Origin of the sequence: Halorientalis brevis, from assembly GCF_042678165.1 — an archaeon.
In the GTDB taxonomy this organism is placed as follows: Archaea; Halobacteriota; Halobacteria; order Halobacteriales; family Haloarculaceae; genus Halorientalis; species Halorientalis brevis.
The window spans coordinates 487,973-513,175 of the sequence record NZ_JBHUDJ010000002.1 but is presented as its reverse complement, the minus strand read 5'-3'; the positions used below and the strand labels follow the sequence as shown (position 1 = coordinate 513,175).

Genomic DNA, 25,203 nt, shown 5'->3' with positions numbered 1-25,203 from the left:
GACAAAAATCTCCCGGGGAGCACGAGTCGCCGGGGCTGACGGCCAGCGTCTCAGACGGATTGTTGGCGGTCGTCACGAGACACAGTTACAACAAGCCGTGTCAGGGGATCAACTGCTCGCCGTCGTCGTCGTACACCGTGATCGCTTCGACGGGACAGGCACGGGCGGCGAACTTCGCGTCGAGTTCGGCGTCGTCGGGCACTTCGCGGACGAACAGATCCTCGTCGGTTTCCTCGCTGTCGGCCAGCACTGCCTTGCCGGCGTCCTCGTCGCGTTCGAACGCGTCCCACTCGGCGACGCACTGGAACATGCCGATACAGGTGTCCTTGTCGTACTCGATTCGCATGGCCGATGGTTTGCGGGACGGAGCCAAAGACCTGACGACGAACGCCGCTCAGGAGAGTTCGGAGAAGTCGGGTGCCGCCTGGGCTTCCTCGGTGATCTCGTCGATGTCGATCTCGTGGATGAGGTCGACGAGCGCGTCCAGTTCGGGGAAGGTGTAACAGGTGAGATCGAGGTCGACGTTCGGGGCAGTGATGTGCGAGTCGATGACGAACACGATGTCGCTGCCGGGCCAGTCGGAGATTTCGTCTAAGATGGCAGCGCTCTTGCCGAAGGCGAAGTGCGGCGGGGAGTGCTTGATCGAGGTGCCGAGGACGTTCGCCCAGCCGTCGATGAAGCTCGACGTCATGATGTTGGCGACCTCCTGGATGGCCGACTTCTGCATGTCCGAAAAGCCCCCTTCGCTGTCTGCGTCCATCTCCTGGCCGAGCATGGCGTTCGCGAGGTTCTTCGCCTGCTTCGTCGAGACCATAAAGAGGAGATAGCCGTACGGTTCGTCCTCCAGTTCGACGTAGATGCCGACCTGCGGGTCGTCACCGGCGGTCGTCTGCAGGTGGGTCTGTACGTCCTCGTAGTCGAGAAAGTTCAGCTTCGAGACCGACGCTTCGGTCTCGATCCCGCTCATCTGCTGGAGATGGTCCGCGACGGTCGTCGCCCCCTCCTTGGCGAGCCCGTTGAACAGATGTAATTTCCGCACGTCGACCTTCAGCGAGTCCATAGCGTAAATTAAACGCCAGGCCACATGAATCCACTCATGACACTCGCTGGAGAGTGAGAAGACCCGGGAGCCCGCGGTGGGCGCGAGACGGAGGTTTAAATCCGGGGACTCGTTAAGGACATCGTAATGGACGTTGCGGAGATTCCGGGGATTCCGGACTGGTTGCCCGCGCACTTACAGGACGCGGGGATCGCCGAACTCTATCCCCCACAGGCCGAGGCCGTGGAGGCGGGGGTCACCACCGGCGAGAACCTCGTCGCCAGCGTGCCGACCGCCAGCGGGAAGACGCTCGTCGCCGAACTCGCCATGCTCTCGCGGGTCGCCGAGGACGGGAAAGCCCTCTACATCGTCCCGCTCCGGGCGCTGGCCTCCGAGAAGAGCGAGGAGTTCGAGCAGTTCGAGCAGTACGGCGTCGACGTGGGCGTCTCGACCGGCAACTACCAGTCCGACGGGGAGTGGCTCGCAGATTCGGACGTCATCGTCGCCACGAGCGAGAAGGTGGACTCGCTCGTTCGCAACGACGCCCCCTGGCTCGACGATCTGTCCTGTGTCGTGACGGACGAGGTCCACCTCGTCGACGACGGCCAGCGCGGCCCGACGCTGGAGGTCACCATGGCGAAGCTCCGCCAGCTCAACCCCGACCTCCAGACCGTCGCGCTCTCGGCGACGATCGGCAACGCCGACGAACTCGCCGACTGGCTCGACGCCGAACTCGTCGACTCGAACTGGCGTCCCATCGAGCTCCAGAAGGGCGTCCACTTCGGCCAGGCGCTCCACTTAGAAGACGGGAGCCAGCAGCGCCTCGAAGTCAGGAACAGCGAGGACGAGACGGCCGCGATCGTCCGGGACACGCTCGCCGACGACGGCTCGACGCTCGTGTTCGTCAACTCCCGCCGGAACGCCGAGGCCGCGGCCCGCCGACTCACGCAGACCACCTCGGAGTTCCTCGACAGCGAGGAACGCCAGCGCCTCCAGGACGTCGCCGACGAGATCCGCGAGGTCAGCGACACGGAGACGAGCGACGATCTGGCCGACGCCGTCGAGCAGGGCGCGGCGTTCCACCACGCCGGCTGTGCCAGCCAGCATCGCGCGCTCGTCGAGGAGGCGTTCCGCGACCGCCTGCTGAAAGTCGTGTCCGCGACGCCCACCCTCGCCGCCGGGGTGAACACGCCCTCCCGGAGAGTCGTCGTCCGGGACTGGCGGCGCTACGACGGCACCGTCGGGGGAATGCAACCCCTCTCGGTGCTGGAAGTCCACCAGATGATGGGACGGGCCGGGCGCCCGGGACTGGACCCATACGGCGAGGCGGTCCTCATCGCCAACAGCCACGACGAACTCGACGAGCTGTTCGAGCGGTACGTCTGGGCCGACCCCGAGCCCGTTCGGTCGAAGCTGGCGGCCGAGCCGGCGCTCCGGACGCACCTGCTGGCGACCGTCGCGTCGGGCTTCGCGAGTTCCCGCGAGGGCCTCCTCGAGTTCCTCGAACGCACCCTCCACGCCTCCCAGAACGCCGACCGGAGCGAACTCGAACGAGTGACCGACCGGATGTTAGACTACCTGGAGGTGAACGACTTCCTGCAACGGGACGGCGACCAGCTCCAGGCCACAGGACTGGGACACACCGTCTCGCGCCTGTACCTTGACCCGATGAGCGCCGCCGAGATCATCGACGGGCTGCGGGACTGGGAGCGCGGGGGCACGACCACGCGGTCCAGCCGCCAGGAGGACGACGCCGTCGGGTTCACGACGGCCAGCGAACTCGCCGCGAACGAGGAGTCGGACGCCGACCGCGGGCCGCCGGGCGCGCTGGGGCTGTACCATCTCGTCGCGCGCACGCCGGACATGTACGAACTGTACCTGCGGTCGGGCGACGAGGAGGAGTACACCCAACTCGCCTACGAGCGAGAAGACGAGTTGCTCGGCCGGACGCCCCACGAGCGCGAGGAGCGGTTCGACGACTGGCTGTCGGCGCTCAAGACGGCGCGGCTGCTCGAAGACTGGGCCAGCGAAGTCGACGAGAGCGAGATCACCGATCGCTACGGGGTCGGCCCGGGCGACATCCGCGGCAAGGTCGACACCGCCCAGTGGCTGCTCGGCGCGGCCGAGTCGCTGGCCAGCGAACTCGGCCTGGACTGCGTGCCCGCCATCCGCGAGGCCAGAACGCGCGTCGAACACGGCGTGAGCGCCGAACTGGTCGACCTCGCGGGCGTGCGCAACGTCGGGCGCAAGCGGGCGCGGCGGCTGTACGACGCCGGCATCCGCACTCGCGCGGACCTCCGGGAGGCCGACAAGTCGGTCGTCCTCGGGGCGCTCCGCGGCCGCGAGAAGACCGCCGAGACCGTCCTCGAAAACGCGGGTCGCCAGGACCCCTCGATGGACGGCGTCGAGCCGGCCGAGATCGACGGCGTCGACGCCGGGACGGAGCAGAGCGAGACCGAGGCGGACGACCAGAGCCCGGATGACCAGTCGAGCCTGGGTGATTTCTGATGGAGGTCGTCGAAGGCCGGGCGACGGTCGACGACCTCGACGCGTTCGTCGCGCGATTGGGCGAGATCGGCGAGACGTACGGCTGTGCGGTCCAGGCGTTCGACGCCCGCTACGTCGTCGACCGGGCACACCTCGAACGAGCGGTCGAGCTGGCGGACCGCGCTCGCGCCCGCGGTGAGGCCATCGCGAACGAGCACGCCGTCGAGATCCTGCTGTACGCGGCCGGTCGCCGCCAGATCAACCAGGCGCTGGAGATGGGCGTCTCGACCGGCGAGTCGCCGGTGGTGGTCGTCGTCCACGGCGACGACGAGGCCGGGGCCGCCGCGGCGGTCCGCGAGGAACTCGCGCCGGCCGACACCCTCGGATCCTACGACGAGGAGCGCGTTCGGTCGTTCTTCGACGTGGGCGACCGGGAGACGGCGGCGACGAGCGCCGACCTCCCGACCCTGGTCCGCGAGCGCGTCGCGCTGCTCACCGTCGACAGGTAGAGCGCGACCCGCCAGCGCGGCCCGCCAGTCGGTTCCGACTCCCGACAGGTCTTACTCGGTGGCCGAGAGACCGAGAGCCATGGCGACCCTCGACGACCCCGTGTCCGTCGGCGGCGTCGAGTTCCGGAACCGGCTGTACCGCGCGCCCCTCCTCGAATGCGCGGGCAACGGCCCCGACGCCGTCGACCGCCTCGTCGACGAACTGACGCCGGCAGCCGAGAGCGGCGTCGGCTGCATTCACCAGGGCGCGACCCTCGTTCGAGGCGAAGGTGGCTGTGCGGCCCCGAACATGACCCGGGTCCACGACCCCGCGTTCGTCGGGTCCCTCGGCGCGCTGACCGACGCCGTCCACGACCAGGGCGGCCACATCTTCGTGCAGCTGGAGGAGGGCGGGCTGCGGAGCATGGAGACGTGGCACGCACAGTACCGCGACCGTCACCCCGACCTCGAACAGCTGGCCGTCTCGCGGCCGCCCTGGCAACTCCGGCTGCTCGACCGGGCAGGCTTCATCGACCTGACGCCGCGCGTCCTCGCGACCGACGAAGTGTACGACCTGGCGCGTGACTTCGGCCGTGCCGCCGAGCGCGCGGTCGAGGCGGGGTACGACGGCGTCCACCTCGCCGGGGCGAACATGGGCATCATCCAGCAGTTTCTCTCGCCGTTCTACAACCGACGCGACGACGAGTTCGCCGACGGCGTCCGCTTTCTCGAACTGGTTCACGACGAGATCCGCGACCGCGTCGGCGGCGTGCCCCTCGTGACGAAGGTCCCCGCGGAGACCGCGGCGCCGCCGACCGTCCGCCGACACCTCTCGCTCGCGGACGGGGTGGCCGTCGCCAGCCGACTCGCCGACGCGGGGTTCGACGGCCTGGTTCCCGTCGAGTGTTCGGTCGTCTGGGACATGAGCCTCGTCCGCGGGGCCTTCCCGGACCGGGCCTGGGCGGCCGAGGACATGCAGGCGGACTACCGCGCGGCGTTCGGGGGACGACTTCGCGCCCGCGCGGTGGCGACGCTGAACTGGCTGCAGGCCCAGCGCTTTCGACGAGAGCCGGGCTGGAACGCACGGTTCTGCCGGCGCGTCCGGGAACGGCTCCACGCCGAGGGGCACGGCGACGTGGCGATCTTCTGTGAAGGGGGCGTCCGGACGCGCGAGCAGTGTGACCGGCTGCTGGGCGACGGGCCAGCCCGCCAGGCAGCCGACCTCGTGGGGATGGGGCGACCGTTCTACGCGGAGCCGCGGCTGGGCGCGCGGCTGCTCGCCGGCGAGGACGCGCTCTGCCGGAGCTGTAACAACTGCACCGTCCCGCAGGCGGCCGGTGCGGACGGGCGGTGTCGCACCCCGAGCATCGTCCGCGAACGAGGGAAACTGGCGGCGGCGGGTGCATACGAAACGGACGAAAACAGCGCCGAGTGACACGGCGAACGACCGTACGTACGGGCCCGAAAGTCCTTGACTGCGGACTGAGTAGTCGCGGCCGAATGGTGCCTCCCCGCAGTGACTCCCGGGAAATCACGGTCACGACAGGAAGCCGGCGACGCCGAGCGAACGAGACGACGATCCGGTATCTGGACGCCGGCGAGGGGCCACCGGTCGTGTTGCTCCACGGGATCGGCCTCGACGCCGCCGCGATTTCCTGGAAACACGCCATCCCGGAACTGGCCGAGACGCATCGCGTCATCGCCCCGGACCTCCCCGGCCACGGCGAGAGCGACAAGCCGCGTCGCCGGTACACCACGGAGTACTACATCGAGACGCTGGAGGCGTTGCTGACGGAACTCGGCCTGGAGACGGTGAGCCTGGCGGGCATCTCGATGGGAGGCTGTGTCGCGCTGGGGTACGCCCTGGAGAACGACGTCGACCGGCTCGCACTCGTCGACAGCTACGGGCTCGGCACCGACGCGCCCTGGCGGCCGATGGCGGCGATGGGACTGCGGGTGCCGGTCGCGAGCACGGTCCTCTGGCAGACGATGGGCGTCAACGAGGGGACCGTTCGGGACACCCTCCGCGGGTACGTGACCAGCGCCTCCGAGGCGTTCGTCGAAGAGATCCACGAGGTCCTGCAGGACCCGGACAACGGCCGGACGCTGCGCAGCTGGCAGCGCAGCGAGTTCCGCTCGTACGGGTTCAGAACGTGCTACCTCGACGAACTGACCGAGTTGAACGCGCCAACGCTCCTGGTACACGGGGACGACGACACGCTCTTGCCGACGTCGTGGTCAGAGCGGGCGGCCACGAAACTGGCCGACAGCGAACTGCACGTCTTCGAGGACTGCGGCCACTGGCCGCCTCGCGAACGCCCCGAGCGGTTCAACAGCGTTCTCACCGAGTTTCTGGCGAGCTAAGGGCGGTAAACGGTCGACGGCCGTCGACCAGCTATCAGATGGTGCGCGAGTCCGGGGGCTCCGGACGCGCAGGCAGCAAAAACGTCAGCGAACGCGAGCGCGCGGCTCGTGGACCCGATCAGTCCGGCTTCTCGTCGATGAGGACGACGGCTTCGCCGTCGATGACGGTTTCGTCCTCGTCTTTGACCTGGGTGGTCAGGCGGAACTGCTTGTTCCCGAGGTCCTCGACGATCTCACAGTCGGCGGTGACGCGGTCGCCGATGCGGACCGGGTTGTGGAACTCCAGATCCTGCGAGAGGTAGACCACGAGCCCGGGGAGGCGGGCGAGCGCGGCGCTGATGAGGCCGCCGACGAGCGTCCCGTGGGCGATTCGCCCGCGGAAGCGGGTCTTTTCGGCGTACTCGTCGTCGAGGTGGAGCGGGTTGGTGTCACCGCTGGCGGCCGCGAAGGACTTGACGTCCTCGTCGGTGATGGTCTTGGTGAACTCGACGCGGTCACCGACGCCCAGCTCGGTCCGGTCGTCTTCGCTGAGTTCGACCGACCACTCGGCCAGGTCTTCGTCGGGTTCGATGCGATCGCGTGCGGTGAGCGCTGCCCCGTCGTCCTGCGATGGAACGCCGAAGGCCGCGAAGGCCGCCCGGTTGGCGGCCATGACACTGTTGAAGACGTGCGATGACGTCTGGGTCCAGGTATCAAGCAGCGCGCTCCGGTGCGGATTGGAGCTCATTGACACCCTCCTTTGGAGATTGCTATATTAAAACGTGGTGGTTCAGCCGACGCTGCAGCCGTCTGCGGCCGTCTCCAGCCCACAGAAGGGACATTCGAAGTATCGTTTGCCCGCGCGCGGACCGGAGCGAAAGCCCCGAAGTAATCAGTTCGTACCATCTGCTTCCATTGAATGGTAACGAGTGGTGAGAATGATAACGCTTATGGTGTCAGCTGGTGTAGGACGGAGTGAAGAGATGACCGACGAGAGCGACAGTCCGGACGGGCTGATGTGGCCCCCATCGATGATGAAGGGACTTCAGCAGGCGAGCGAACAGGCCATGGAGCAACAGCAGGAGTTCATCCAGCAGTTGCTCGGGGCCAGTACCTCCGGTGTGGGGGTCCCTCAGTTGGGTGCGATGAGTCAGATGGCGACGTTCAAGACTCGCGTCCAGAGCGGGGGTCGCATCAGCATTCCCGATGCGGAGCGCGAAGCGCTCGACATCGAGGAAGGGGACATCGTCCAGACCGTCGTGATCCCGGTCAAACGTAACCGCAACGAGTGAAACCATGGAATACACAGCACCCATCACCACGACCTTCGAGATGCAGCGCGCAGCGATCAAGCAGAGCCAGCAGGCCTTCGAGCAGACCGTCGAGTTCCAGCACAACGTCAACGAGGCGTTCCTCGACAGCCTCGACAGCCAGGAGTCCGCCCAGCGCCGCGGCGTCGAACTCTCCCAGTCGGCCATCCACAGCTACCTCGACACCGTCGAGAGCACGGTGCCCGGCGCCGCCGGCTCCGTCGAAGAAGTCCGCAACGCCATCGACGAGCAGTTCGACCTCCTGCTCGAGAACCACGCCGAACTGTTCGAGAACCTCTCGGACGAGTACTCCGAAGGGCTCGACGCCTACGACGAGCTGACCGAGGACTACGTCGAGGCGATGAACGAGCAGATCGAGATGGTGCTCGACGCCCACGAGGACCTCGAAGGGCAGTCCCTCGAGGCCGCAGAGCAGATGGAAGAGCAGATCGAACAGGTCCAGGAACAGGTCGAGCAGGTCCAGGACCAGGTCCAGGAAGTCCAGCAGCAGGCCCAAGAGCAGATCGAAGCGTAGCGCGGACTTCAAGTAGCTTAACTTTTTATTTTCGCAATAGGAGACAACCCACCCATGAGCGATACAACCAACGACGCGATGGAGGACTGGAGCGAGATGGTCGAGCAGATGAACGACGCAGTCGCGGACTCGGTCGAGCAGAACATGAAGGCCCAGGCGGCCTTCATGGAGTCCTGGGCCGACGCCGTCGAGGGCTCGCTGCCGGAGGAAGAGGAACTGGCCGAGGGCTTCGAGGGGTACAACCGCGCCTACGAGGTCTGGATGGACGCCGCCGACAAGATGTTCGAGCGGACCACCGACGCCGCCCAGGGCGAGGACGTCGAGCCCACGGAGATCCGGGACATCTGGCTGCAGTCGGCAAACGAGGCGTTCAAGGAGGTCATGGGCACCTCCGCGTTCGCCGCCGCGAACGGCCAGCTCGTCGAGGCCATGATGGACATGCAGGACGAGGCCGACGACATCACGCAGGACACCATCCAGCAGATGGGGCTGCCGACCCGTGACGACGTGATGGAGGTCGGTGAACGCCTGGTCGAACTGGAACGCCGTCAGCACGCGGTCGAGCAGAAACTCGACCGGATCATCGAGGAACTATGATGAACCCCCTGCAAGCCGCGCTCGACGTCCAGCGGAAGGGCATCGAGGCGATGACCGAGGGCGTCGAGAAGGCCGAAGTCGCGCCGGAGCGGGCCGGCCCGCTCGCGGACATCGACGTCGGACAGACGCCCAGCGAGGTCGTCTACACGGAGAACAAGCTGGAACTGCTCCACTACAAGCCCGAGGAAGCAGGCATCGAGGTGGCCGAGGAAGACAAGTGCGACGTGCCGATCCTCGTCGTGTACGCGCTGATCAACCGGCCGTACATCCTCGATCTCCAGCCCGAGCGCTCGGTCGTGCGCCGCCTGCTCGAAGCCGGCCACGACGTCTACCTCATCAAGTGGAACGAACCGTCGCGGATGGACCAGTTCCTCACGCTCGACGACTACGTCAACCGCTACATCCACAACTGCGTCGAGGAAGTCGCCGACCGCGCCGACCGGGAGAGCATCAACGTCCTCGGCTACTGCATGGGCGGCACCATGTCGGCGATGTACGCCGCGCTCCACCCCGAGAAGGTCAACGCGCTGGCGCTGATGGCCGCCGGCCTCTACTTCGAGGACACCGGCGGGGTGCTCGAAGAGTGGGGCAGCGACGAGTACTACGATCCCGAGGACGTCACCCAGGCGTTCGGGAACATGCCCGCGGAGATGTTAGACGTCGGGTTCGCGCTGATGGACCCAGTCAACAACTTCGTCTCGAAGTACATCCGCCTGTACGACAACATCGAGAACGAGGACTTCGTCGAGAACTTCGCGCGCATGGAGCGCTGGCTCGACGAGGGCGTCGACGTCGCGGGGAAGGCCTACGAGCAGTTCCTCCGGGACATCTACCAGCGCAACGCGCTCTACGAGAACGAACTCGAACTCGACGGGAAGCGGGTCGACGTCGAGAACATCGACATGCCGATCCTCCAGATCATCGGCGAGTACGACCACCTCATCCCCGCCGCCGCCTCGAAACCGTTCAACGACGTGGTCGGCACGGACGACGTCGAGATCATCGAGTACCCGACCGGTCACATCGGGCTCTCGGTGTCGGGATCGTCCCACAAGGACGTGTGGCCCGAGGTGTGTGACTGGTTCCACGAGCGGAGCGAGGCCGCGGACGAACTCGACGAGGAGGAAGCCGCCGAGATCGAGATCGACGACGCCACCGACGGCGGCGACGGTTCGGCCGGCGGGGACGTCATCGACGCCGAGGAGACCAGCCAGGTCGACAACGCAGACGAGCAGGCGACGCTGACCGGCGACGGCACGGCCGACGTCGAGAGCGTCGACGGGATCGGCCCGACCTACGCCGAGCGCCTGCGCGACGCCGGCATCGAGACGACGACCGACCTCGCCGCGGCCGACGCCGCAACCGTCGCCGAGGTCGCAGAGGTGTCGGAATCGCGAGCCCAGGACTGGCTCGACCAGCTCGCGTGAGACGGGTCCGGCAGGCACCCGCCACGGCCCCAGCTGAGAGAGTCTCCGACGGTGAAAACGTCATTTCCCACGAAGGCAACATAATCGGAGCGGCGTGTTCGATCCGCAGATATCCTTTTCCCGCCAGCGGCTGAACAGGTAGGTATGCTTTCCGATCAGACCTGCGTGGTCACCGGTGGATCGCGTGGGATCGGCCGCGGCATCGCGGAGGAACTCGGCCGTCACGGAGCGAGCGTGGCCGTCAACTACCGGTCCTCGGACGCGGAAGCCAGAGAGGCCGTCGCCCAGATAGAAAGTGAGGGCGGCGAGGCGATCGCGGTCCAGGGGGACGTCGCGGACTACGACCAGGTCGAGGCGATGTGCGAGGAGGTCCGCGACGCCTTCGGGTCGGTCGACGTGCTGGTGAACAACGCCGGCATCACCATCGACAAGACGTTCGAGAACATGACCAGAGAGGACTGGGACAGGGTCATCAAGGTGAACCTCGGCGGCGTGTTCAACTGCACGCACTGCCTGTTCGACGACATCAAGGCGGCCGAGGAGGGGCGACTCATCAACATCTCCTCGGTCGTCGGCCAGCAGGGCAACTACGGCCAGGCCAACTACGCGACGACCAAGTCGGGACTGTTCGGGTTCACCCGCACGATCGCGCTGGAGCTGGCGAGTACGGGGTCGACGGCCAACTGCGTCGCCCCGGGCTTCGTCAAGACCGACATGCTCGAAGAGGTGCCCGAGCGCGTCCAGCAGAAGATCCTCGACCGCATCCCGCTCAACCGGTTCGCGACGGTCGACGACATCGCGGGCATCGTCCGGTTCGTCGCCAGCGAGGACTCGAGTTACATGACGGGCCAGATCCTCGCGGCCAACGGCGGGATGGAGTGGTAGCGAGGAATGCGCGTGAGCGTCATCGGCGGCGGGTCGGTCACCGACGAGACGTACCGGACGGCCGTCGCCCTCGGCCGGGAACTCGGCGAGCGCGGCCACACTGTCGTCTGTGGCGGGCTCGGCGGCGTGATGGAAGCCGTCTGCGAGGGGGCACGGGACGCGGGCGGGCACACCATCGGAATCCTCCCGGGACCGGATCGCGAGGCGGCCAACGACTACGTCGAGACGGCGATCGCGACCGACATGGGCAACGCCCGGAACGTCGTGGTGGTGCTGAACGGCGACGCTACCGTCGCCATCGACGGCTCGACGGGGACGCTCTCGGAAATCGGCCACGCGCTGGATTTCGGCCGCCCCGTCGTCGGACTGGACACGCACGACGTCCCGAGCGTCGAATCAGTCGAGACGCCCGTCGAGGCGGTCCAAACCCTGGAGAAGACGGTCGGCGTCGAGTGAGCCGTTACCGGGAGGCGTCGTCGGCCTCCCGTACCTCGTCTGACCCCTGCGTCTCGGACGCGGCCTCTTGCGTTCCCGTGTCGGGAGCCACAGCCGTTGTCACGCCGTGGACGAGCGCTTCGCCGGAGTCGGCGTCGAACAGGTGGATAGCCGACCGGTCCAGTCGTACTCGGGTTCGGTCCCCCTCGGGACCGCCGGAAAGTTCGGGCACGGGCGGCGTGCTCATCAGGAGCTGGTCGGCCTCGTCGACCTCGTCGGCCCGGCCTTCCCCGACCTGCCCCACGTACTCTCCGCCGAGCAGCAGATAGACGAACACCTCGTCGCCGACGGGTTCGACCACGTCGATCGTGGCGACGATGGACTCGGTGGGGTCGTCGACGCGCTCGTCGCTGTCCGAGAGGACGACGTCCTCCGGACGGATGCCCAGCCTGACGGCCTGTCCGGGCGCGAGGCCGAACGCGTCCGGGTCGAGGTCGATCGTGAAGTGCGCCGTGTCGACGCCCGACTCGGTCACCTCGGCGTCGATGAAGTTCATGCTGGGCGAGCCGATGAAGCCGGCGACGAACTCGTTGGTCGGCTCGTAGTAACAGGTCAGCGGATCGGCGAACTGCTGGACCTCGCCCTCGTTCATCACGGCCAACCGATTCGACATCGTCATCGCCTCCTCCTGGTCGTGGGTGACGTAGACGATAGTCGTCCCGAGTTCGCGGTGGAGGCGCTGGAGTTCCGTCCGCATGTGGACGCGCAGTTTCGCGTCGAGGTTCGCGAGCGGTTCGTCCATCAGGAACACTTCGGGTTCGCGGACGATGGCGCGGGCGATGGCGATGCGCTGGCGCTGCCCCCCGGAGAGTTCGTCGGGCATCCGGTCTAACATGCCGTCCATCTGGACCGTCTCGGCGGCCTGCTCGACGCGGCGGTCGATCTCCTCGTCGTCGAAGTCCCGCAGTCGGAGCCCGAAGCTGACGTTGTCCCGGACGTCCATGTGCGGGAACAGCGCGATGTTCTGGAACACCATCGAGAGCCGGCGGTCCTTCGGCGGGAGGTCGGTCACGTCCTCGCCGGCGATCGAGACGCGGCCCTCGCTGGGCGTCTCCAGGCCGGCGATCATCTCCAGGGTGGTCGATTTCCCACAGCCCGAGGGGCCGACGAGCGTGACGAACTCGCCGTCTTCGATCGCGAGCGACACGTCCTCGACCGCCGTCACGTCGTCGTAGCGTTTGTACAGGTGTTCTAGCTTGACGTCTCCCATTGAAATCACTCCTTTAACGCGCCAGCGGTGAGGCCGCTGACGATCTTCTCCTGGGCGACGACCACGAGGATCGCCACCGGCAGGACGCCGATGATGCTCGCGGCCGCCATCAGGTTGTAGAGGTCGGCGTACTGGCCCTGGAACCCGAGGATGCCCCAGACGATGGGCGCCCAGTTCCGGGCCTGGCCGTCGGTCAGCAGGAACGCGAAGAAGAACTCGTTGTAGACGGAGATGAACGTCAACACGCCCGCAGTGGCGACGCCGGGAGCCGACAGCGGCATGATCACCCGGAAGAGCGCGCCGAGTCGGGTCGTCCCCTCCACCCTGGCAGCCTTCTCCAGCCCGTCGGGGATCTGTCGGTAAAAGGTTGCGAGGATGAAAATCGAGAGGGGCATGAACAGGGCGCTGTAGGGCAACACGAGCGCCCCGGGCGTGTTGAACAGCATCGGACTCTGGATCTGACCGACGCCGGGCAGGGTGAGGACGGTCACGTTCCCGGTGAACAGCCGGAACAGCGGCAGCAGGAACGCCGCCGGCGGGAAATACGAGATGGCCAGCACGAGCAGCATCAGCGGCGTCCGCCCCGGGAACTCCAGGCGGCCGAACACGTAGCCGGCGAGGCTCGCGAGCACGAGGACGACGAGCGTCGTCAGCAGCCCCAACACGAGGCTGTTGAACATGTACCAGTGGAACGGAACGGTTTGAAACACCGTCAGGAACGCCTCGGGGTTGAACCCGTTCGGGGCCAGCCCCACGTCCGCGAGCCGGTCGGCGGGCGTCAGCGCCAGCACCAGCAGCCAGTAGAAGGGGAACAAGGTGGTAAACAGGAAGAAGACGGTGACGACGACGAACAGTGCGCGGTACACCTTCTGGGGGTTCTGGATGGCGCTCGACACCCAGCGCTCGTAGGGACCCTGATCGGTCGCCATCAGAGACCGCCCTCCTCGGTGTCGGCGTAGAAGACGATGTAGATCGTCACGAACAGACCGATGATGACCGCGGTGACGAACGCGATGGCCGCCGCCGTGCCGTACTGGCGGGCGCTGAACGTCGAGACGACCAGACAGGAGAGCGACGGAACCGTCGAACAGCTCGTCACCGTCTCGATGAGACCGAACACGCGCATGGCCGCGATGGTCCGGAACAGCATCGCCACGAGGACGGCTGGCAGGACGAGCGGCAGCGTCACGTACGTGAACCGCTGGATCGTCGAGGCCCCTTCGACGCGGGCCACGTCGTAGAGGCTGCGGTCGACGCTCTGGAGGCCGGCGAGGATGATCAGCGCCATGAACGCGGAGGTCTTCCAGACGTCGGCGACGACGACGATGAGCAGTGCGTCGACGCTGTTGACCGTGGGCGTCGCCGAGAAGATTCCCAGGTTCTGCAGCGGTTCGACCAGGAACCCGATGCCGGGCTGGAAGAGCAGGTAGAAGATCATCCCCTGGATGACGATCGGGACCGCCCAGGGGAGGATGATCGCGACGCGGACCCAGCGCCGGCCCGCGAAGTCACGGTCCAGGACGAGCGCCTGGCCGAACCCGATGAGGGTCTCGAACAGCACGCTCACGACGGTGAAGATGAGCGTCACGGTGAGTGCGCTCGTGAACGGCTGGGAGAGGTCGAAGAATGGCCGGGTGAGCTGGGCGTCGATCTCGCCGGTCAGGAGGGCGACGTAGTGGTCGAACCCGATGAACTGCCCGAGCTGCTGGGCGCCGTACAGCCGGTCGGCGTGCAGCGACATGGTGAACGTCCGCAGGAGGGGCCAGAAGGCGATGAGGCCCAGGACGAGGAGCATCGGCGTCAACAGGAGGTAAGCGAACTGCGTCTCGCTCAGGTTCTCGATCCATCTGGTCGCGGCCGCCGACACGCCAGTTGGCCGCTCGCGGGTTCGGTCAGTGGTCTCGGTCTCTGTTGCCATAACTAGGTGGATTGGGCAGTACTCGTCTCGATCTCCCGGAGGAGTCCCGCGAGGTCACCCATGGCAGATCCAGGCGCCTTCTCGCCGGTGAACGCCGCGCTCACCTGCTGGGCGATGCGCGGGGACTCCATCGGCCAGGCCACAGTGACGGGGCGCGGGAGCGCGTGCTCGCCGGCGTACCGGATCGTGTCCACGTACCGCCCCATGACCGGCGTCTGTTTGACCGCCTTCGAATCGAGCAGCCCCGGCTTCGGCGGGACGTAGCCGAGTTCTTCGAGATAGGTGCGGTTGAACTCGTCAGTGGTCATCGCTCGCACCACCGCCTTCGCGGCCTCCGGATGCTTCGCGTTGGGATTGAGCGTGACGTGCCAGCCGCCCAGCGCCGAGACGGACCCGCCCATGCCGGCGACGGACGCGTTCGACTCCCCGACGCCGTAGGGAATCGGCATCACGCCGAGGCGGTCGTCGAAGGCGTCCTCGCCTCCCGTCGCCATGACCGCGAACGGCCAGTTCCGGTGGGCGATCGCCCGGCCGTTGGCGAACGGGGAAAGCGACGGGCCTTCCGACCAGGAGAAGACGGCGTTGGGGCTGATTCCCCCGGGGAGTCCGTCGAACGTGTTCGCGGCGTCGGACCCATGGACGAACGACCGGATCATCCGATTGGCGCGGACGACCGGGTCCTCGTCGACCGTGACCGGCCGCTCGCCGACCGGTCCGAACAGGTACTTTCGGGGACCGAAGTACGACCCGCCCCACGATCCCATAAACTCGGTGAACGTACAGCAGGACAGGCCTTCGTACACGCGCGCCTGGAACGTGAACCCGTAGTCCGTCCCGGTCTGGGCCTGCGCGTCAGCGACGACCTCGGCGAACCGATTCCACGAGATGGGATCGGTCGCCCAGCCGCTGGGGTCGTAGCCAGCCTCGCGGACGAGGTCTTTCCGGTAGAGCATGAGGCCGAAATCGGAGAACAGCGGAACCCCGTAGAGGTCGCCGTCGGGGCCGGTCGCCGTCGCGACGCTGGCGTCGAAGTAGTCCGCCTCGACGCGACTGGCCACGTCCGGGAGTTCGCGGCTCAGGTTGGTCACCTGGTCGCGCAAGATGAAGGGGATGGTCCACCCGCTGTCCATCCGCAGCAGCGACGGCTGGTCGAGGCCGGCCGAGAGCCACTGGGAGAACTGCGAGCGGGCGATGTCCGAGGACGTGCCCAGCACTTCGAGGGTGACGTCGTCGGGTACGCCCACTGCGTGGAGGGTTTCGTTCAATGCGGGCTGGATGGATTTCTCGTCCGAGGACGCGGCCAGCTGGACGACCGTCCCGCTACTGTCGGTCGCGCCACCGAGCGTGCAGCCGGCAGTGCCGACAGCCGATCCCACGGCACCCGCGGCAGCGAGAAATCGGCGGCGCGACGACGAGCCGTCGTCGTTGCTATCGGGCGTCTCCGCCATTTGCCTTCAGTTCGCCGGCCCGGAGACTCATGCCCGTGTCGCCTGCACATGCAACCATCCGGGCAGTGCGCCGGCGGAACGCGAACGTGGGCACCCGATACGCTGGTGTGACGGAGTGGTATCGGAGGCGAGAGGAAAGTGAGATCACTCTCACGCAGGGGAAGAGGCCACCGTAACTACGGCTAAGCCGTGCTAAGTAATAGCACACATCATGGAACCAGAAAAGAGACCCGACAGGGGTTGGGCGGAGACGCTCACAGCCCTCACTCGCCGAACGACGCTGAAAGCCGGGGCCGTCGCGGCCGGTGCACTCGCGACGGTCGGGGCCGCGACCGGGGAGGTACACGAGGACGACGAAGACAGTGAGGGCCAGACCGAGGACGGCGGGCAGGTGGACGAACCGGCGGGGTTCGAGGCGACGGTCCTGGCACCGCACGCGACGTTCCCCGACACCGTGGCAGTCGAGTTCACCGTCGAGGACAGTGCGTACGGAGAGGAAGAGGCCGCGATGCTCGAAGACGCGTCGACGGTCCTCTTCGCGGAGATAACCGTGGAACCCGGCGGGACCTCGGGGTGGCACACCCATCCGGGGCCCGTCCTCGTGAACGTCCGCGAGGGCGAACTCGAGATCACGAGCGACGAGAGATGCGAGCCAACGAGCTACGCCGCTGGCGAGGCGTTCGTCGATCCCGGCACCCACAACGAGGAAGCGGCCAACCCCAGCGACGAGGAGGAGGCTGTCGCCCTCGCGGCGTTCATGGGTGTTCCCGACGGGGAAGAACCGACCGAGTGGGTCGAACCGGCAGACTGCTGAGAGAGACCACCGGGCAGCCGTACGAGGTCATTCGAGCCAATCGGCGAACGACCCCTCGACGAGCGTCTCGGACTGCCGGTCGGCGTACTCGGCCTGCATGCCCCAGACTGCCTCCGTGAAGGGAACGCCGTCATCGACGGCCTCGGAGACGTGGTCGTGTTTCCAGCGGGCGGGGGTCGTCCGGCGGTCGACGCGCTCGCGGAGCGGGCGGATGTACTCGTGTGCCTGCTCGGTCGACAGGCCAGCGAGTTCCAGCCCGTCGCGGGCGTACTCGAACAGTTCGCCGTAGATCTCGTCGATGGACTGGGTGCGCTGGGCGTCGGCGTTCACCCAGGTGAACTCGGCGTTCAGCCCGTCGCAGACGGCGGCGTAGAAGTTGGCTTTGGCCGTCTGCCAGTCGAGTTTCTTGAGCGGATGCTCGCGGCGCGGCAGGCTCTCCATGAGGCCGGCGAAGACGGCCTGGAACGCGACGGCGTCGCGGATCGTCGGCTGGGCCGACAGCGGGCGGAACTCGATGCGGGCGTTGGCCGCCGAGTGGCTCGGCCCGTCGAACACCGGGCGGACCCACCGCCAGTAGCTGCCGTGTTTGTGCCGGAAGTGCCGGAAGCGGTCGTCGAACCGCTGGCCCTGCGGGAGGTCCATCGGGACGATGGTCCGGTCGGCCGCGATGTCGTCGATGGCGTCCTCGACGGTCTCGAAATCCGGCGGGAAACACACCTTCGGATCGCCGTCGCCGGTCTGTGGGTTCAGCACGTCCTCGAAGACGGTGATGCGGTGTTCCATCCAGGCGTCGGCGAGGATGCGCCCCGGCGGCACGTCGTCGTACATCTCCGGCGGGAAAAACGGCGAGTTGGCACCCAGCGCCGCGAGCGGCCCGGCCACGCGCAGCGCGTAGGTGAAGTGCTCGGGCAGGTCCGGCGCGTGGGCGACCTGGTAGTGGGGCTGGATAGAGGTGATGAGGCTCTCGGGCATCACCGTCTCGGCGTCGAGCGTGACGTGCGGGGCGTCGACGCGCAGGCCAGAGGGGTAGTCCGTGTTGGCCATCGCGTGATACCGCACAGAATCGCTCATGTTCGTCGCGATGCGGATACCGTCGGCCTCGATGTTGCCACAGAGGTAGTCCGTCGCCGTCTCGCCGTTGGGCGGGACCGTCCAGAGCCCGTCGCTGACCAGTTGGATGCCCTCGCGCTTGACGGCTTGCTGGGCGGCGTGGAGGTGCGCCCGGAGTTCCGCTTCCTGTGCTTTCAGGCCGTACGCGGACAAGGGAACTGGCGTCGTCTGAATCTCGGCGTTGTGGAGGCCGAGCTCCTTCTCGAAGCCGATACGGTCGAGCAGCCGCCGCGGCACGCGCTGCAGGGCGTCCGTCCGGTCGTCGACGGCGTACAGTTCCTGTTCGAGCCCGATGATCGACTGGGCGTTGTCGAAGGTGCCGTCGAGCACCTCGGCTTTGAGTTGTTCGGCTTCCTCCTCGGCTGAAGACTGGAACGTCTCCGGGTCCACTTCGAGGACCGCTGCGACCTGCGCCGCCAGCTCTGACCCCGACATACCCCTCACTCCACCGGCCACCGTGTTAAGACTGGGGCTCTCCTCACTCCAGGTCGGGCAACGGCACCACGACCACCGGCACGTCGAGGCTGACGATGAGATCGGCCGCGGTGCCGCCGAGCCCCGGTTCGGCGTCGGGATCACCCCGCCGTGGGCCGATCAGCACTTCGTCGACGCCGCGCTCGGCGACGAGTTCCTGAACTGTGTCGCTGGGGCGGCCCTCCTCGGTGATGGTCTCGACAGCCGGGTCGACCAGTCGGGTGCGGGCGACGTTGGTCGCGTCGCCAGCATCTCGCTGGTCCATGCCGGCTTCGGTGACGCTGACGACGAGGACTGTGTCGTCGGGCGTCACGCGCTCGTTCAGGTAGTCACAGACCGCCGCCGTGGTGTGGACCGACGCCGTCGCGACGAGAAACGTGGTCATAGCTGACGATGGGAGTGACAGCACCAAACCAGTTGTCCCGTGTGCGCTCGCTGGCGTGGCCACCGAAGCGACTGGACGACCCAACCGCCCCCGTCGAGCGCTTACTCCGCCGGGAACTCGTCCGCAGAGAGGTTCGTTTGCGAGATCGGGAGACAGCAGAGCGAGTCGCGGCCACTGACGTGATAGCAGACGACGCCCGCCTCCGGATCGACGATCCGGTGGAGCGTGTCCGCCTCGAACGCCCCGTTCCGGATCACCGCACTGTAGCCCGTGATCTCCCTGTGGTTCTCCTCCATCGACCCGTCGTCGAAGTCCATACGCGCCCATAAGTCGGGTCATCTGTTAAGTCCAGCGTTAATTCTAACACTCCGAGAAATCGCCCCTCAAACGCTAAGGCGCACGTCCATTTCTGAACGTCGGAGTAATTGTTGCGAGTTTGTCAACATCTCGAATGCTCACCTCCGGGAGTCCGCAGGCAGACGCTGATCCGAGAGCCACAGGACAACCCTTGGGAGAGAGTGTCTGGCCCGCAGCGCAGACATCGGAACAACCTTTGGTGAGTTACTGAGAGTTTATACTGTCACGGACGGCGTCGAAGGGTCCGCAACCACCTTCGGTTCGCCGGTATACGCCTGCACAGGCGATCCGTGACGGGCGCCGGATTCCTTCCCCACCCCCAGGATCCGTGTGCCACTCTCACTCTCGGTTTTTCGCCGATACCGAACCCGTCGATACCGACGTGAACGAGGTGTCGGGTTGCGAGAGCGACACGCCAGATCGGCAGCGACAGTCTTTAGACCGGGGGACGCACCCAACCGAGTGTGCGCATCGAGAACAGTTTCATCCCGGTACGGGGCGTGGGTGAGAAGACCGAACGGAAGCTCTGGCAGGCGGGCGTGACCCACTGGGACGAGTTCGAGGGGTCGGTCGTCGGGGAGACGACGGCCGACCGCATCCGCTCGTTCATCGACACCGCGCGAGACCGCCTGGCCGCCAACGACGCCCGCTACTTCGACCAGGAGTTCCCCTCCAGCGAGCGCTGGCGACTCTACGAGAACTTCCGCGAAAACGCCTGTTTCTTCGACATCGAGACCACGGGCCTGGACGAACGCCGCGACGAGGTCACGACGGTCAGCCTCCACCAGGCCGGCGACACCACCACCCTGATTCGCGGCGACGACCTGACCGCCGAGAACCTCCGCGCGGCCTTCGCCGACGCCGACTTGCTCGTGACGTTCAACGGCGCGCGCTTCGACGTCCCGTTCCTCGAACACTCCTTCGACGTCTCGCTCGACCACCCGCATCTCGACCTCATGTACCCCTGCAAGCAGCTCGGGCTGTCGGGCGGCCTCAAGCAGATCGAACAGGACGTCGGCATCGAGCGCGACCGGCCGGACATCTCCGGCCGCGACGCCGTCCGCCTCTGGCGCGAACACGAACGCGGCGAGGACGGGTCCCTGGAGACGCTGGTCTCCTACAACCGCGAGGACACGGTCAACCTCAAGACGCTCTCGGAGACCGTCGTCGACCGACTCCACGCCGACGTCTTCGAACCGGCCGTCAACCCGAGTCCGTAGTCAGAGCATCGACGGCGACGGCACCCCATCGCCCCGGAAGAACTGCCCGTGGAACCCGAAGGGCAGCGCGTGGGGCAGCGGCGCGCGAGCGAGTTCTTCGAGCGTCGACGCGTCCAGCACCAGCAGGGCGGATCGTTCTGTTGCCACGTCGAGGACGACCGACAGGAGCACGCCGTCGTCCTCTCCGGTGCCGTCGGGCCGCGGGACGAACACGGCCTCGCCTGGGTAGGTCTCGGGTTCGTGCCAGGTCGACGACGCGCCGGTTTCGACGTCGATCTTCTCGATGGCGTTCAGGAATCCCGGTCCATCGGCGCGGCCGACGCCGTAGACGTAGCGGTGCTGGCGCGCGTTGCGCCCGCGGTAGTCGATCATCGGGAACTCCACTGGCCCCGGATGGAGTCGGTCAGAGTGGACGGTCTCGCTGTCGAGGTCGAGTCTGTATCGGCGAAGCTCACCGCCCGGCGGGTCGATTTCGGGGCGGCGTAACCGGTCGAGATAGAGCGCATCGATTACGCTCGCGTCCTCGAACGCCACCAGGTCGACGACGACCGCAGCGCCGCTGCCCTCGTAGGCATTTACGTGGTGAAATACGAAGAACGGGTCCGTCCGGAGCCGTGCGACGCGCTCGCCAGTGCGCCGGTCCACGACGTGGAAGCGAGTCGGTTCGTCGGGATGCCACCTGAAGTTCTCGACGAACGGTCGGCCGCGAGCCATTCGGAGCGGGTGCACGTCGAACGGCGGTTCCGTGACGACGACGTAGCGGTCGGTCAGCGCGAAACTGTGGAGATACGAGGGGCGGTCGACGGCGACCGCGCCGATCTCCTCGCGTTCGGCCGAGCGTTTCCCGCGACGGAACAGTCGATAGTGGCTCGTCGGTCCGTACTCGAAGCCGAGTCCGATCTCTTCCTCGCGGTCGAAGTCGTAGTGAGCGTGCGCGAGCGAGCCCAGCAGAGAGAGGTCGTCGTCGAACGTGTGCGTGCGGACCGTCGAGAGCGTCTCGGCGTCGACCAGCACGGAGCGAGCGGTCTCGGTGACGGCCGCAATCGTGCCGTCGATCCGAGTCACGTCCACGCTGGCGTTGTCGGTGAGCCGCCCCCGGGCCACCTGGACGAGGCGACGCGGCAGGCTGTAGTCGGGATTGGTCCCGAACTCCATGAAACCCAGTTCGTTCGTCGCCTGGGCGTGCGTGTACGCTTCGCTCCGGAGGTAGCGGGCACTGTACGAAACCGTCCCGTCGCGGATCTCGAACCCGCGGAGGAGCGCGAGCGCGTCGAACCAGTGAGCGACGGACTCCCCACCGACCTCGAACTGGCCCGGTCCGTTCCGCAGGAGGTGGCCGTCGAGCCAGTCCGGAATCGCCCCCGCGACCGGGAGGTCCCGGTCGCGACACTCGTCGGTGAACGTCTGTAACCCCAACCGATGGTCACCCATGTGAGAAGGGATGTCACTGATGCCGAAATAGCTGCCCCCGGCGACCGCAGGCTCACTCCTCGATTTCGGCCGTGGACCCGAACCACTCGTCGGGGTCGGAGTCGTCGTCGAAGTACTCTTCGAGGTCGAACCACTCCCCGGATTCGGCCGCGTCGGTCGCGTCGGCGTCGACGTCGAGGTCGGTGGGATCGAGGTCCTTGCGCATCCGGACCAGTTCCAGGTCGACGTCTTCGATGGTCGTCACCTCGTCGTCCAGCCGCCAGTAGCCGACGGAGCGATAGAACGCGACCGCGTTCTTGGCGGCCATCACGTCGAGTTCCACGATACCCTGGAACTCCGCGGAGAGTTCGAGCTGCTTGACGAGGACCGTCGCGATCCCTCTCCCGTGGTGATCGGGGTGGACGTACACGGCGTCGATGCGTTCGTCTGGGACGTTCAGCGCGCCGTAGCCGACGATCGTGCCGTCGTCCTCGGCGACGTGGACGACGAACCGGTCCGTGTCGATGGCCTGCTCGAACGTGTCGAGATAGCTGTCCTTGGGTGCCCACGCCCGGATCTGTTCGGGGCTGTACTGCCAGTGTTCGAGTTCCTCGATCGCCGCTCGCTTGGTGGCGAGAATCTCCCCGGCGTCGGCGGGCGTCGCGCGACGAAAGCGGATGTCCGACATCGATTCAGTGTCACCCCAAGGCAGGGTCTACGTACACATCGGGAAGGCGCAATAAAAAGGATAGGGCGATACAGTCCACCGAAACAGACTGTCAACCACTCAGAACGACGGGGCGTCCGTTCGAATGGAAACGGGGGGTCGTTCGCCTACTGTTCGACCGGTTCGCCGCGTGGGGTGGCGTCGCCGGACTCAGTTCCCGTCACGTCTACCGCGACGGTGTCGCGCGCGGCGACGGCCGAAGCGCCGTGCGACGACGCTGCCGACGACCGCGATCCCGAGCACAGTCACGAACCTGCGTTTGCGTCCCGCTCCCGGGCGTTCATCGTCGGCAGCCGCCGTCTCGACGTCGACCTCGGTCGAGTCCGCTTGGCCCCCCGTTTCGTCTGCCCGGCTGAAGAGCGAGCCGAACTCCGTTCCGTCGACGTGCACCTCGAAGAGCGTCAGGTTCTCGAATGCCATACCACTGGTACGTCCAGCGAGGACATATAGTAGTAGTGACACGTAATAGCAGCCAGAGAGCCGTGACAGAGGGGTTCAGAACCCGCCCCAGCGGAGGAACACCATCACGGCGATGATTGCCAACTGGAACAGGCCCTGAATCCCGCTCAGTTTGGCGTTGCGCATCCCGATCGTGCTGATGACCTCGGGGTCCGGATCGGCCGACCGCATCTCCATGTACATTCGCACTTCGCCCGGCAGCAACACCCCGAACCCGAGGACCGACAGGACGGCGACGATGCCCAGCGTGACGACGATCACCGGCCGCGTCATCGCGAACGCCGGCAGCGTCAGGCCCAGATACGCGCCACTACCTACGAAGGAAAGGCCGAACGCGGCCAACCACCGCGAGTCCGCAAAGGCGTCGAACTGGAACCCGATGAGTAGGAGGGCGGGCAGCAGCGTCGCCGCCGTCAGGATCGCCAGCCACGGCTCGGCGTGCGGGAAGTACCCCATGTCGAGCGCGAGCGTGATGCCGCCGGCGATGGTCACGAGCGCCAGCGTCGGCATCAGGAACGTCATCTTCGGGGTGAACCGCTGGAACACCTGCGACCGCTCCGTGACGGCCAGCCCGCCGAGGACCGGCCCCAACACCAGTGCCATGAACAGATCGATCCCCGTCCACAGCACCCCAGCCATCACGTGGACGTACATGTGCTGTTGCATCGTGCCGGCCGTCAGCGCGTACGCGAGCGCCCCCAACGGGACCGCAACCGCCCCGACGGCGAACGCCGGATTCGCCCGAGTTCCCATACCCCGAACCGTACCGCGAACGGAAACTGCCATCTCGCTTAGTCATTCAGACAGCGCTCGGAAATACGCACTGGTGACGGCAGATGTGTCGTGCTGACGACGGATTTGCGCCCAGCGTTGAGCCCCCGACTCCCATGCCTATTAGCGCAGTTCCCCTACTCCCGATGTGTCACGAGAGCGTTCATGAGCGCCGGCGGCGTCTCGGCGCGACGGACACCAACAGACGGCAGGGGAGAGGGCCACCGCACACAGCCGCAGAATCGCGGTCGAAATCCATCACGGTGGGTAGACGGCGTATAGAAACTGAATTTGCACTAGCACAAGCGCAATTGTTTTACGGAGCGGGATGGAACCAGGCGTACAGACAGTACATGCACATCATGGAAGGGTTCCTGCCCGGATTCTGGGCGCTGGTGTGGTACGGGATCGCTGCACCAGTCGTCTGCTACGGGACGGTGAAGACGGCGCGCATCGCACGGGACCAGTCGATGACCAAAGCACACGTCGCCGTCGCAGCGGCGTTCATCTTCGTCCTTTCGGCGCTGAAAATGCCCTCCGTCACCGGGAGCACGTCGCATCCGACGGGCACCGGCATCTCGGTCGTCCTCTTCGGTCCGGCCGTCACTGCGTTTCTCTCGACGCTCGTCTTGCTCTACCAGGCGCTGCTTCTCGGCCACGGAGGACTCACGACGCTCGGGGCGAACGTCACGTCGATGGGGATCGTCGGCCCACTCGTCGGGTGGCTGGTGTTCCGGTCGCTCAGGCCGTACACGGACCTCCAGAAAGCCACGTTTGGCGCGGCCGTCGTCGCCGACTGGACGACGTATCTGGTCACGTCGCTGCAACTCGCCCTCGCGTTCCCGGCGGAACCCGGGGTGAGTGGCGTCGTGGACTCCGCCGTCACCTTCGCCGGCGTCTTCTCGGTGACCCAGCTCCCAGTGGGCATCGTCGAAGGGGCACTCGCAGCCGGCTTGATGAGCTACATCGCGATGTCGAACGAATCGCTCCGAAACCGATTGGGAGTGACGGCATGAATCGGTGGCTCGTCGCGGGCGGCCTGCTGCTGGGCGGTCTCGTCCTCTTTTCGTTCGTGACCGCCGGGACGTGGGGCGGCGCCGACGGCGTTGCAGGGGAGAAAGTCGAATCCATCGACCCGGAGTACGAGCCGTGGTTCGAGAGCCGCTGGACGCCGCCGAGTGCCGAGATCGAGAGCCTGTTGTTTAGCCTGCAAGCGGCCGTCGGCGGCCTCCTCATCGGCTACTATCTCGGACGGCGGCCGACCCGAGACAGCGCGCCCGCAACGTCGAAGTGA

At 66.6% G+C, this 25,203-nt stretch carries 28 protein-coding genes; 14 read left to right on the top strand and 14 right to left on the bottom strand.

All coding sequences use genetic code 11. The annotated features are described in order from the left end of the window. Positions 1–100: 100 nt before the first annotated feature. Both ACFR9U_RS06305 and ACFR9U_RS06300 read right to left on the bottom strand, forming a co-directional pair. Complete coding sequence (locus ACFR9U_RS06305) at positions 101–346, bottom strand: ferredoxin (protein WP_247379399.1); 246 nt, start codon at positions 344–346, stop codon at positions 101–103. Positions 347–394: 48 nt separating this feature from the next. Beyond that, positions 395–1,060, bottom strand: a complete 666-nt coding sequence (locus tag ACFR9U_RS06300; RefSeq protein ID WP_247379401.1) for a chemotaxis protein CheC — start codon at positions 1,058–1,060, stop codon at positions 395–397. 126 nt (positions 1,061–1,186) lie between these two features. Here ACFR9U_RS06300 and ACFR9U_RS06295 point away from each other — a divergent pair, with 126 nt between their 5' ends. From ACFR9U_RS06295 to ACFR9U_RS06280, 4 genes are all read left to right on the top strand, one after another. Beyond that, positions 1,187–3,547, top strand: coding sequence for an ATP-dependent DNA helicase (locus ACFR9U_RS06295; RefSeq protein ID WP_247379404.1), 2,361 nt, complete (start codon positions 1,187–1,189; stop codon positions 3,545–3,547). After that, positions 3,547–4,035, top strand: coding sequence for a KEOPS complex subunit Cgi121 (gene cgi121, locus ACFR9U_RS06290; protein ID WP_247379406.1), 489 nt, complete (start codon positions 3,547–3,549; stop codon positions 4,033–4,035). Before ACFR9U_RS06295 ends, cgi121 begins: the two co-directional genes overlap by 1 nt. Positions 4,036–4,114: 79 nt before the next feature. Then, positions 4,115–5,449 (top strand): oxidoreductase, encoded by a 1,335-nt coding sequence (locus ACFR9U_RS06285; protein WP_247379408.1) that lies wholly within the window; start codon positions 4,115–4,117, stop codon positions 5,447–5,449. Positions 5,450–5,514: 65 nt separating this feature from the next. After that, entirely contained in the window at positions 5,515–6,378 is an 864-nt protein-coding gene (locus ACFR9U_RS06280; RefSeq protein WP_247379410.1) for an alpha/beta fold hydrolase, read from the top strand. Between the two features lie 118 nt (positions 6,379–6,496). Here the strand turns inward: ACFR9U_RS06280 and ACFR9U_RS06275 are convergent, their stop codons facing one another. Beyond that, positions 6,497–7,105: a MaoC family dehydratase gene (locus ACFR9U_RS06275; RefSeq protein WP_247379412.1), complete on the bottom strand. Its 609-nt coding sequence runs from the start codon at positions 7,103–7,105 to the stop codon at positions 6,497–6,499. 235 nt (positions 7,106–7,340) lie between these two features. Here ACFR9U_RS06275 and ACFR9U_RS06270 point away from each other — a divergent pair, with 235 nt between their 5' ends. From ACFR9U_RS06270 to ACFR9U_RS06245, 6 genes are all read left to right on the top strand, one after another. Continuing rightward, a complete protein-coding gene (locus ACFR9U_RS06270) occupies positions 7,341–7,649 on the top strand; it encodes an AbrB/MazE/SpoVT family DNA-binding domain-containing protein (RefSeq protein WP_247379414.1) in 309 nt (102 codons plus the stop codon). Between the two features lie 4 nt (positions 7,650–7,653). After that, positions 7,654–8,202 (top strand): hypothetical protein, encoded by a 549-nt coding sequence (locus tag ACFR9U_RS06265; protein WP_247379416.1) that lies wholly within the window; start codon positions 7,654–7,656, stop codon positions 8,200–8,202. Positions 8,203–8,256: 54 nt separating this feature from the next. Beyond that, complete coding sequence (locus ACFR9U_RS06260; RefSeq protein WP_247379418.1) at positions 8,257–8,799, top strand: poly(R)-hydroxyalkanoic acid synthase subunit PhaE; 543 nt, start codon at positions 8,257–8,259, stop codon at positions 8,797–8,799. Beyond that, positions 8,796–10,226 (top strand): class III poly(R)-hydroxyalkanoic acid synthase subunit PhaC, encoded by a 1,431-nt coding sequence (gene phaC, locus ACFR9U_RS06255; protein WP_247379421.1) that lies wholly within the window; start codon positions 8,796–8,798, stop codon positions 10,224–10,226. Before ACFR9U_RS06260 ends, phaC begins: the two co-directional genes overlap by 4 nt. A 144-nt stretch (positions 10,227–10,370) precedes the next feature. Continuing rightward, positions 10,371–11,111, top strand: coding sequence for a 3-oxoacyl-ACP reductase FabG (gene fabG, locus ACFR9U_RS06250; RefSeq protein WP_247379423.1), 741 nt, complete (start codon positions 10,371–10,373; stop codon positions 11,109–11,111). Between the two features lie 6 nt (positions 11,112–11,117). Then, positions 11,118–11,567, top strand: coding sequence for a TIGR00725 family protein (locus tag ACFR9U_RS06245; protein ID WP_247379426.1), 450 nt, complete (start codon positions 11,118–11,120; stop codon positions 11,565–11,567). Positions 11,568–11,571: 4 nt separating this feature from the next. On the opposite strand, the gene ACFR9U_RS06240 is transcribed toward ACFR9U_RS06245, so the two are convergent. Genes ACFR9U_RS06240 through ACFR9U_RS06225 form a run of 4 tightly spaced genes read right to left on the bottom strand, consistent with a single transcriptional unit; the run spans position 11,572 to position 16,182 of the window. Continuing rightward, positions 11,572–12,816 carry an ABC transporter ATP-binding protein gene (locus ACFR9U_RS06240; RefSeq protein WP_247379428.1) on the bottom strand — a complete coding sequence of 415 codons (1,245 nt, stop codon included), beginning with the start codon at positions 12,814–12,816 and terminating at the stop codon, positions 11,572–11,574. A gap of 5 nt (positions 12,817–12,821) precedes the next feature. Then, positions 12,822–13,745 (bottom strand): carbohydrate ABC transporter permease, encoded by a 924-nt coding sequence (locus tag ACFR9U_RS06235; RefSeq protein WP_247379430.1) that lies wholly within the window; start codon positions 13,743–13,745, stop codon positions 12,822–12,824. Continuing rightward, positions 13,745–14,734, bottom strand: a complete 990-nt coding sequence (locus ACFR9U_RS06230; RefSeq protein ID WP_247379432.1) for a carbohydrate ABC transporter permease — start codon at positions 14,732–14,734, stop codon at positions 13,745–13,747. Before ACFR9U_RS06230 ends, ACFR9U_RS06235 begins: the two co-directional genes overlap by 1 nt. Before the next feature lie 2 nt (positions 14,735–14,736). Beyond that, positions 14,737–16,182: an extracellular solute-binding protein gene (locus ACFR9U_RS06225; protein ID WP_247379434.1), complete on the bottom strand. Its 1,446-nt coding sequence runs from the start codon at positions 16,180–16,182 to the stop codon at positions 14,737–14,739. Between the two features lie 211 nt (positions 16,183–16,393). Here ACFR9U_RS06225 and ACFR9U_RS06220 point away from each other — a divergent pair, with 211 nt between their 5' ends. Further along, positions 16,394–16,996, top strand: a complete 603-nt coding sequence (locus ACFR9U_RS06220) for a cupin domain-containing protein (RefSeq protein ID WP_247379436.1) — start codon at positions 16,394–16,396, stop codon at positions 16,994–16,996. A gap of 27 nt (positions 16,997–17,023) precedes the next feature. Here ACFR9U_RS06220 and ACFR9U_RS06215 read toward each other — a convergent pair whose 3' ends face one another. The 3 genes from ACFR9U_RS06215 to ACFR9U_RS06205 all read right to left on the bottom strand — a co-directional run bounded on the left by ACFR9U_RS06215 (position 17,024) and on the right by ACFR9U_RS06205 (position 19,282). Continuing rightward, on the bottom strand, positions 17,024–18,541 hold the full coding sequence (locus ACFR9U_RS06215; protein ID WP_247379438.1) for a glutamate-cysteine ligase family protein: 1,518 nt from the start codon (positions 18,539–18,541) through the stop codon (positions 17,024–17,026). Positions 18,542–18,584: 43 nt separating this feature from the next. Beyond that, positions 18,585–18,965 carry a universal stress protein gene (locus ACFR9U_RS06210; protein WP_247379440.1) on the bottom strand — a complete coding sequence of 127 codons (381 nt, stop codon included), beginning with the start codon at positions 18,963–18,965 and terminating at the stop codon, positions 18,585–18,587. A gap of 101 nt (positions 18,966–19,066) precedes the next feature. Beyond that, on the bottom strand, positions 19,067–19,282 hold the full coding sequence (locus ACFR9U_RS06205; RefSeq protein ID WP_247379442.1) for a hypothetical protein: 216 nt from the start codon (positions 19,280–19,282) through the stop codon (positions 19,067–19,069). 504 nt (positions 19,283–19,786) lie between these two features. Between ACFR9U_RS06205 and ACFR9U_RS06200 the strand changes: the two genes are divergently transcribed. Then, positions 19,787–20,542 carry a ribonuclease H-like domain-containing protein gene (locus ACFR9U_RS06200; RefSeq protein WP_247379444.1) on the top strand — a complete coding sequence of 252 codons (756 nt, stop codon included), beginning with the start codon at positions 19,787–19,789 and terminating at the stop codon, positions 20,540–20,542. Here ACFR9U_RS06200 and ACFR9U_RS06195 read toward each other — a convergent pair whose 3' ends face one another. From ACFR9U_RS06195 to ACFR9U_RS06180, 4 genes are all read right to left on the bottom strand, one after another. Beyond that, positions 20,543–21,973 carry a carotenoid oxygenase family protein gene (locus tag ACFR9U_RS06195; RefSeq protein ID WP_247379446.1) on the bottom strand — a complete coding sequence of 477 codons (1,431 nt, stop codon included), beginning with the start codon at positions 21,971–21,973 and terminating at the stop codon, positions 20,543–20,545. 52 nt (positions 21,974–22,025) lie between these two features. Further along, complete coding sequence (locus ACFR9U_RS06190) at positions 22,026–22,640, bottom strand: GNAT family N-acetyltransferase (RefSeq protein WP_247379448.1); 615 nt, start codon at positions 22,638–22,640, stop codon at positions 22,026–22,028. 189 nt (positions 22,641–22,829) lie between these two features. Then, positions 22,830–23,099: a hypothetical protein gene (locus ACFR9U_RS06185; RefSeq protein ID WP_247379450.1), complete on the bottom strand. Its 270-nt coding sequence runs from the start codon at positions 23,097–23,099 to the stop codon at positions 22,830–22,832. 75 nt (positions 23,100–23,174) lie between these two features. Continuing rightward, the gene (locus ACFR9U_RS06180; RefSeq protein WP_247379452.1) at positions 23,175–23,891 is read right to left on the bottom strand and encodes a hypothetical protein; all 717 of its coding nucleotides are present in this window, start codon (positions 23,889–23,891) and stop codon (positions 23,175–23,177) included. Positions 23,892–24,262: 371 nt separating this feature from the next. Here ACFR9U_RS06180 and ACFR9U_RS06175 point away from each other — a divergent pair, with 371 nt between their 5' ends. Further along, positions 24,263–24,925, top strand: coding sequence for an energy-coupling factor ABC transporter permease (locus ACFR9U_RS06175; RefSeq protein WP_247379454.1), 663 nt, complete (start codon positions 24,263–24,265; stop codon positions 24,923–24,925). Then, the gene (locus ACFR9U_RS06170; RefSeq protein ID WP_247379457.1) at positions 24,922–25,203 is read left to right on the top strand and encodes an energy-coupling factor ABC transporter substrate-binding protein; all 282 of its coding nucleotides are present in this window, start codon (positions 24,922–24,924) and stop codon (positions 25,201–25,203) included. Before ACFR9U_RS06175 ends, ACFR9U_RS06170 begins: the two co-directional genes overlap by 4 nt.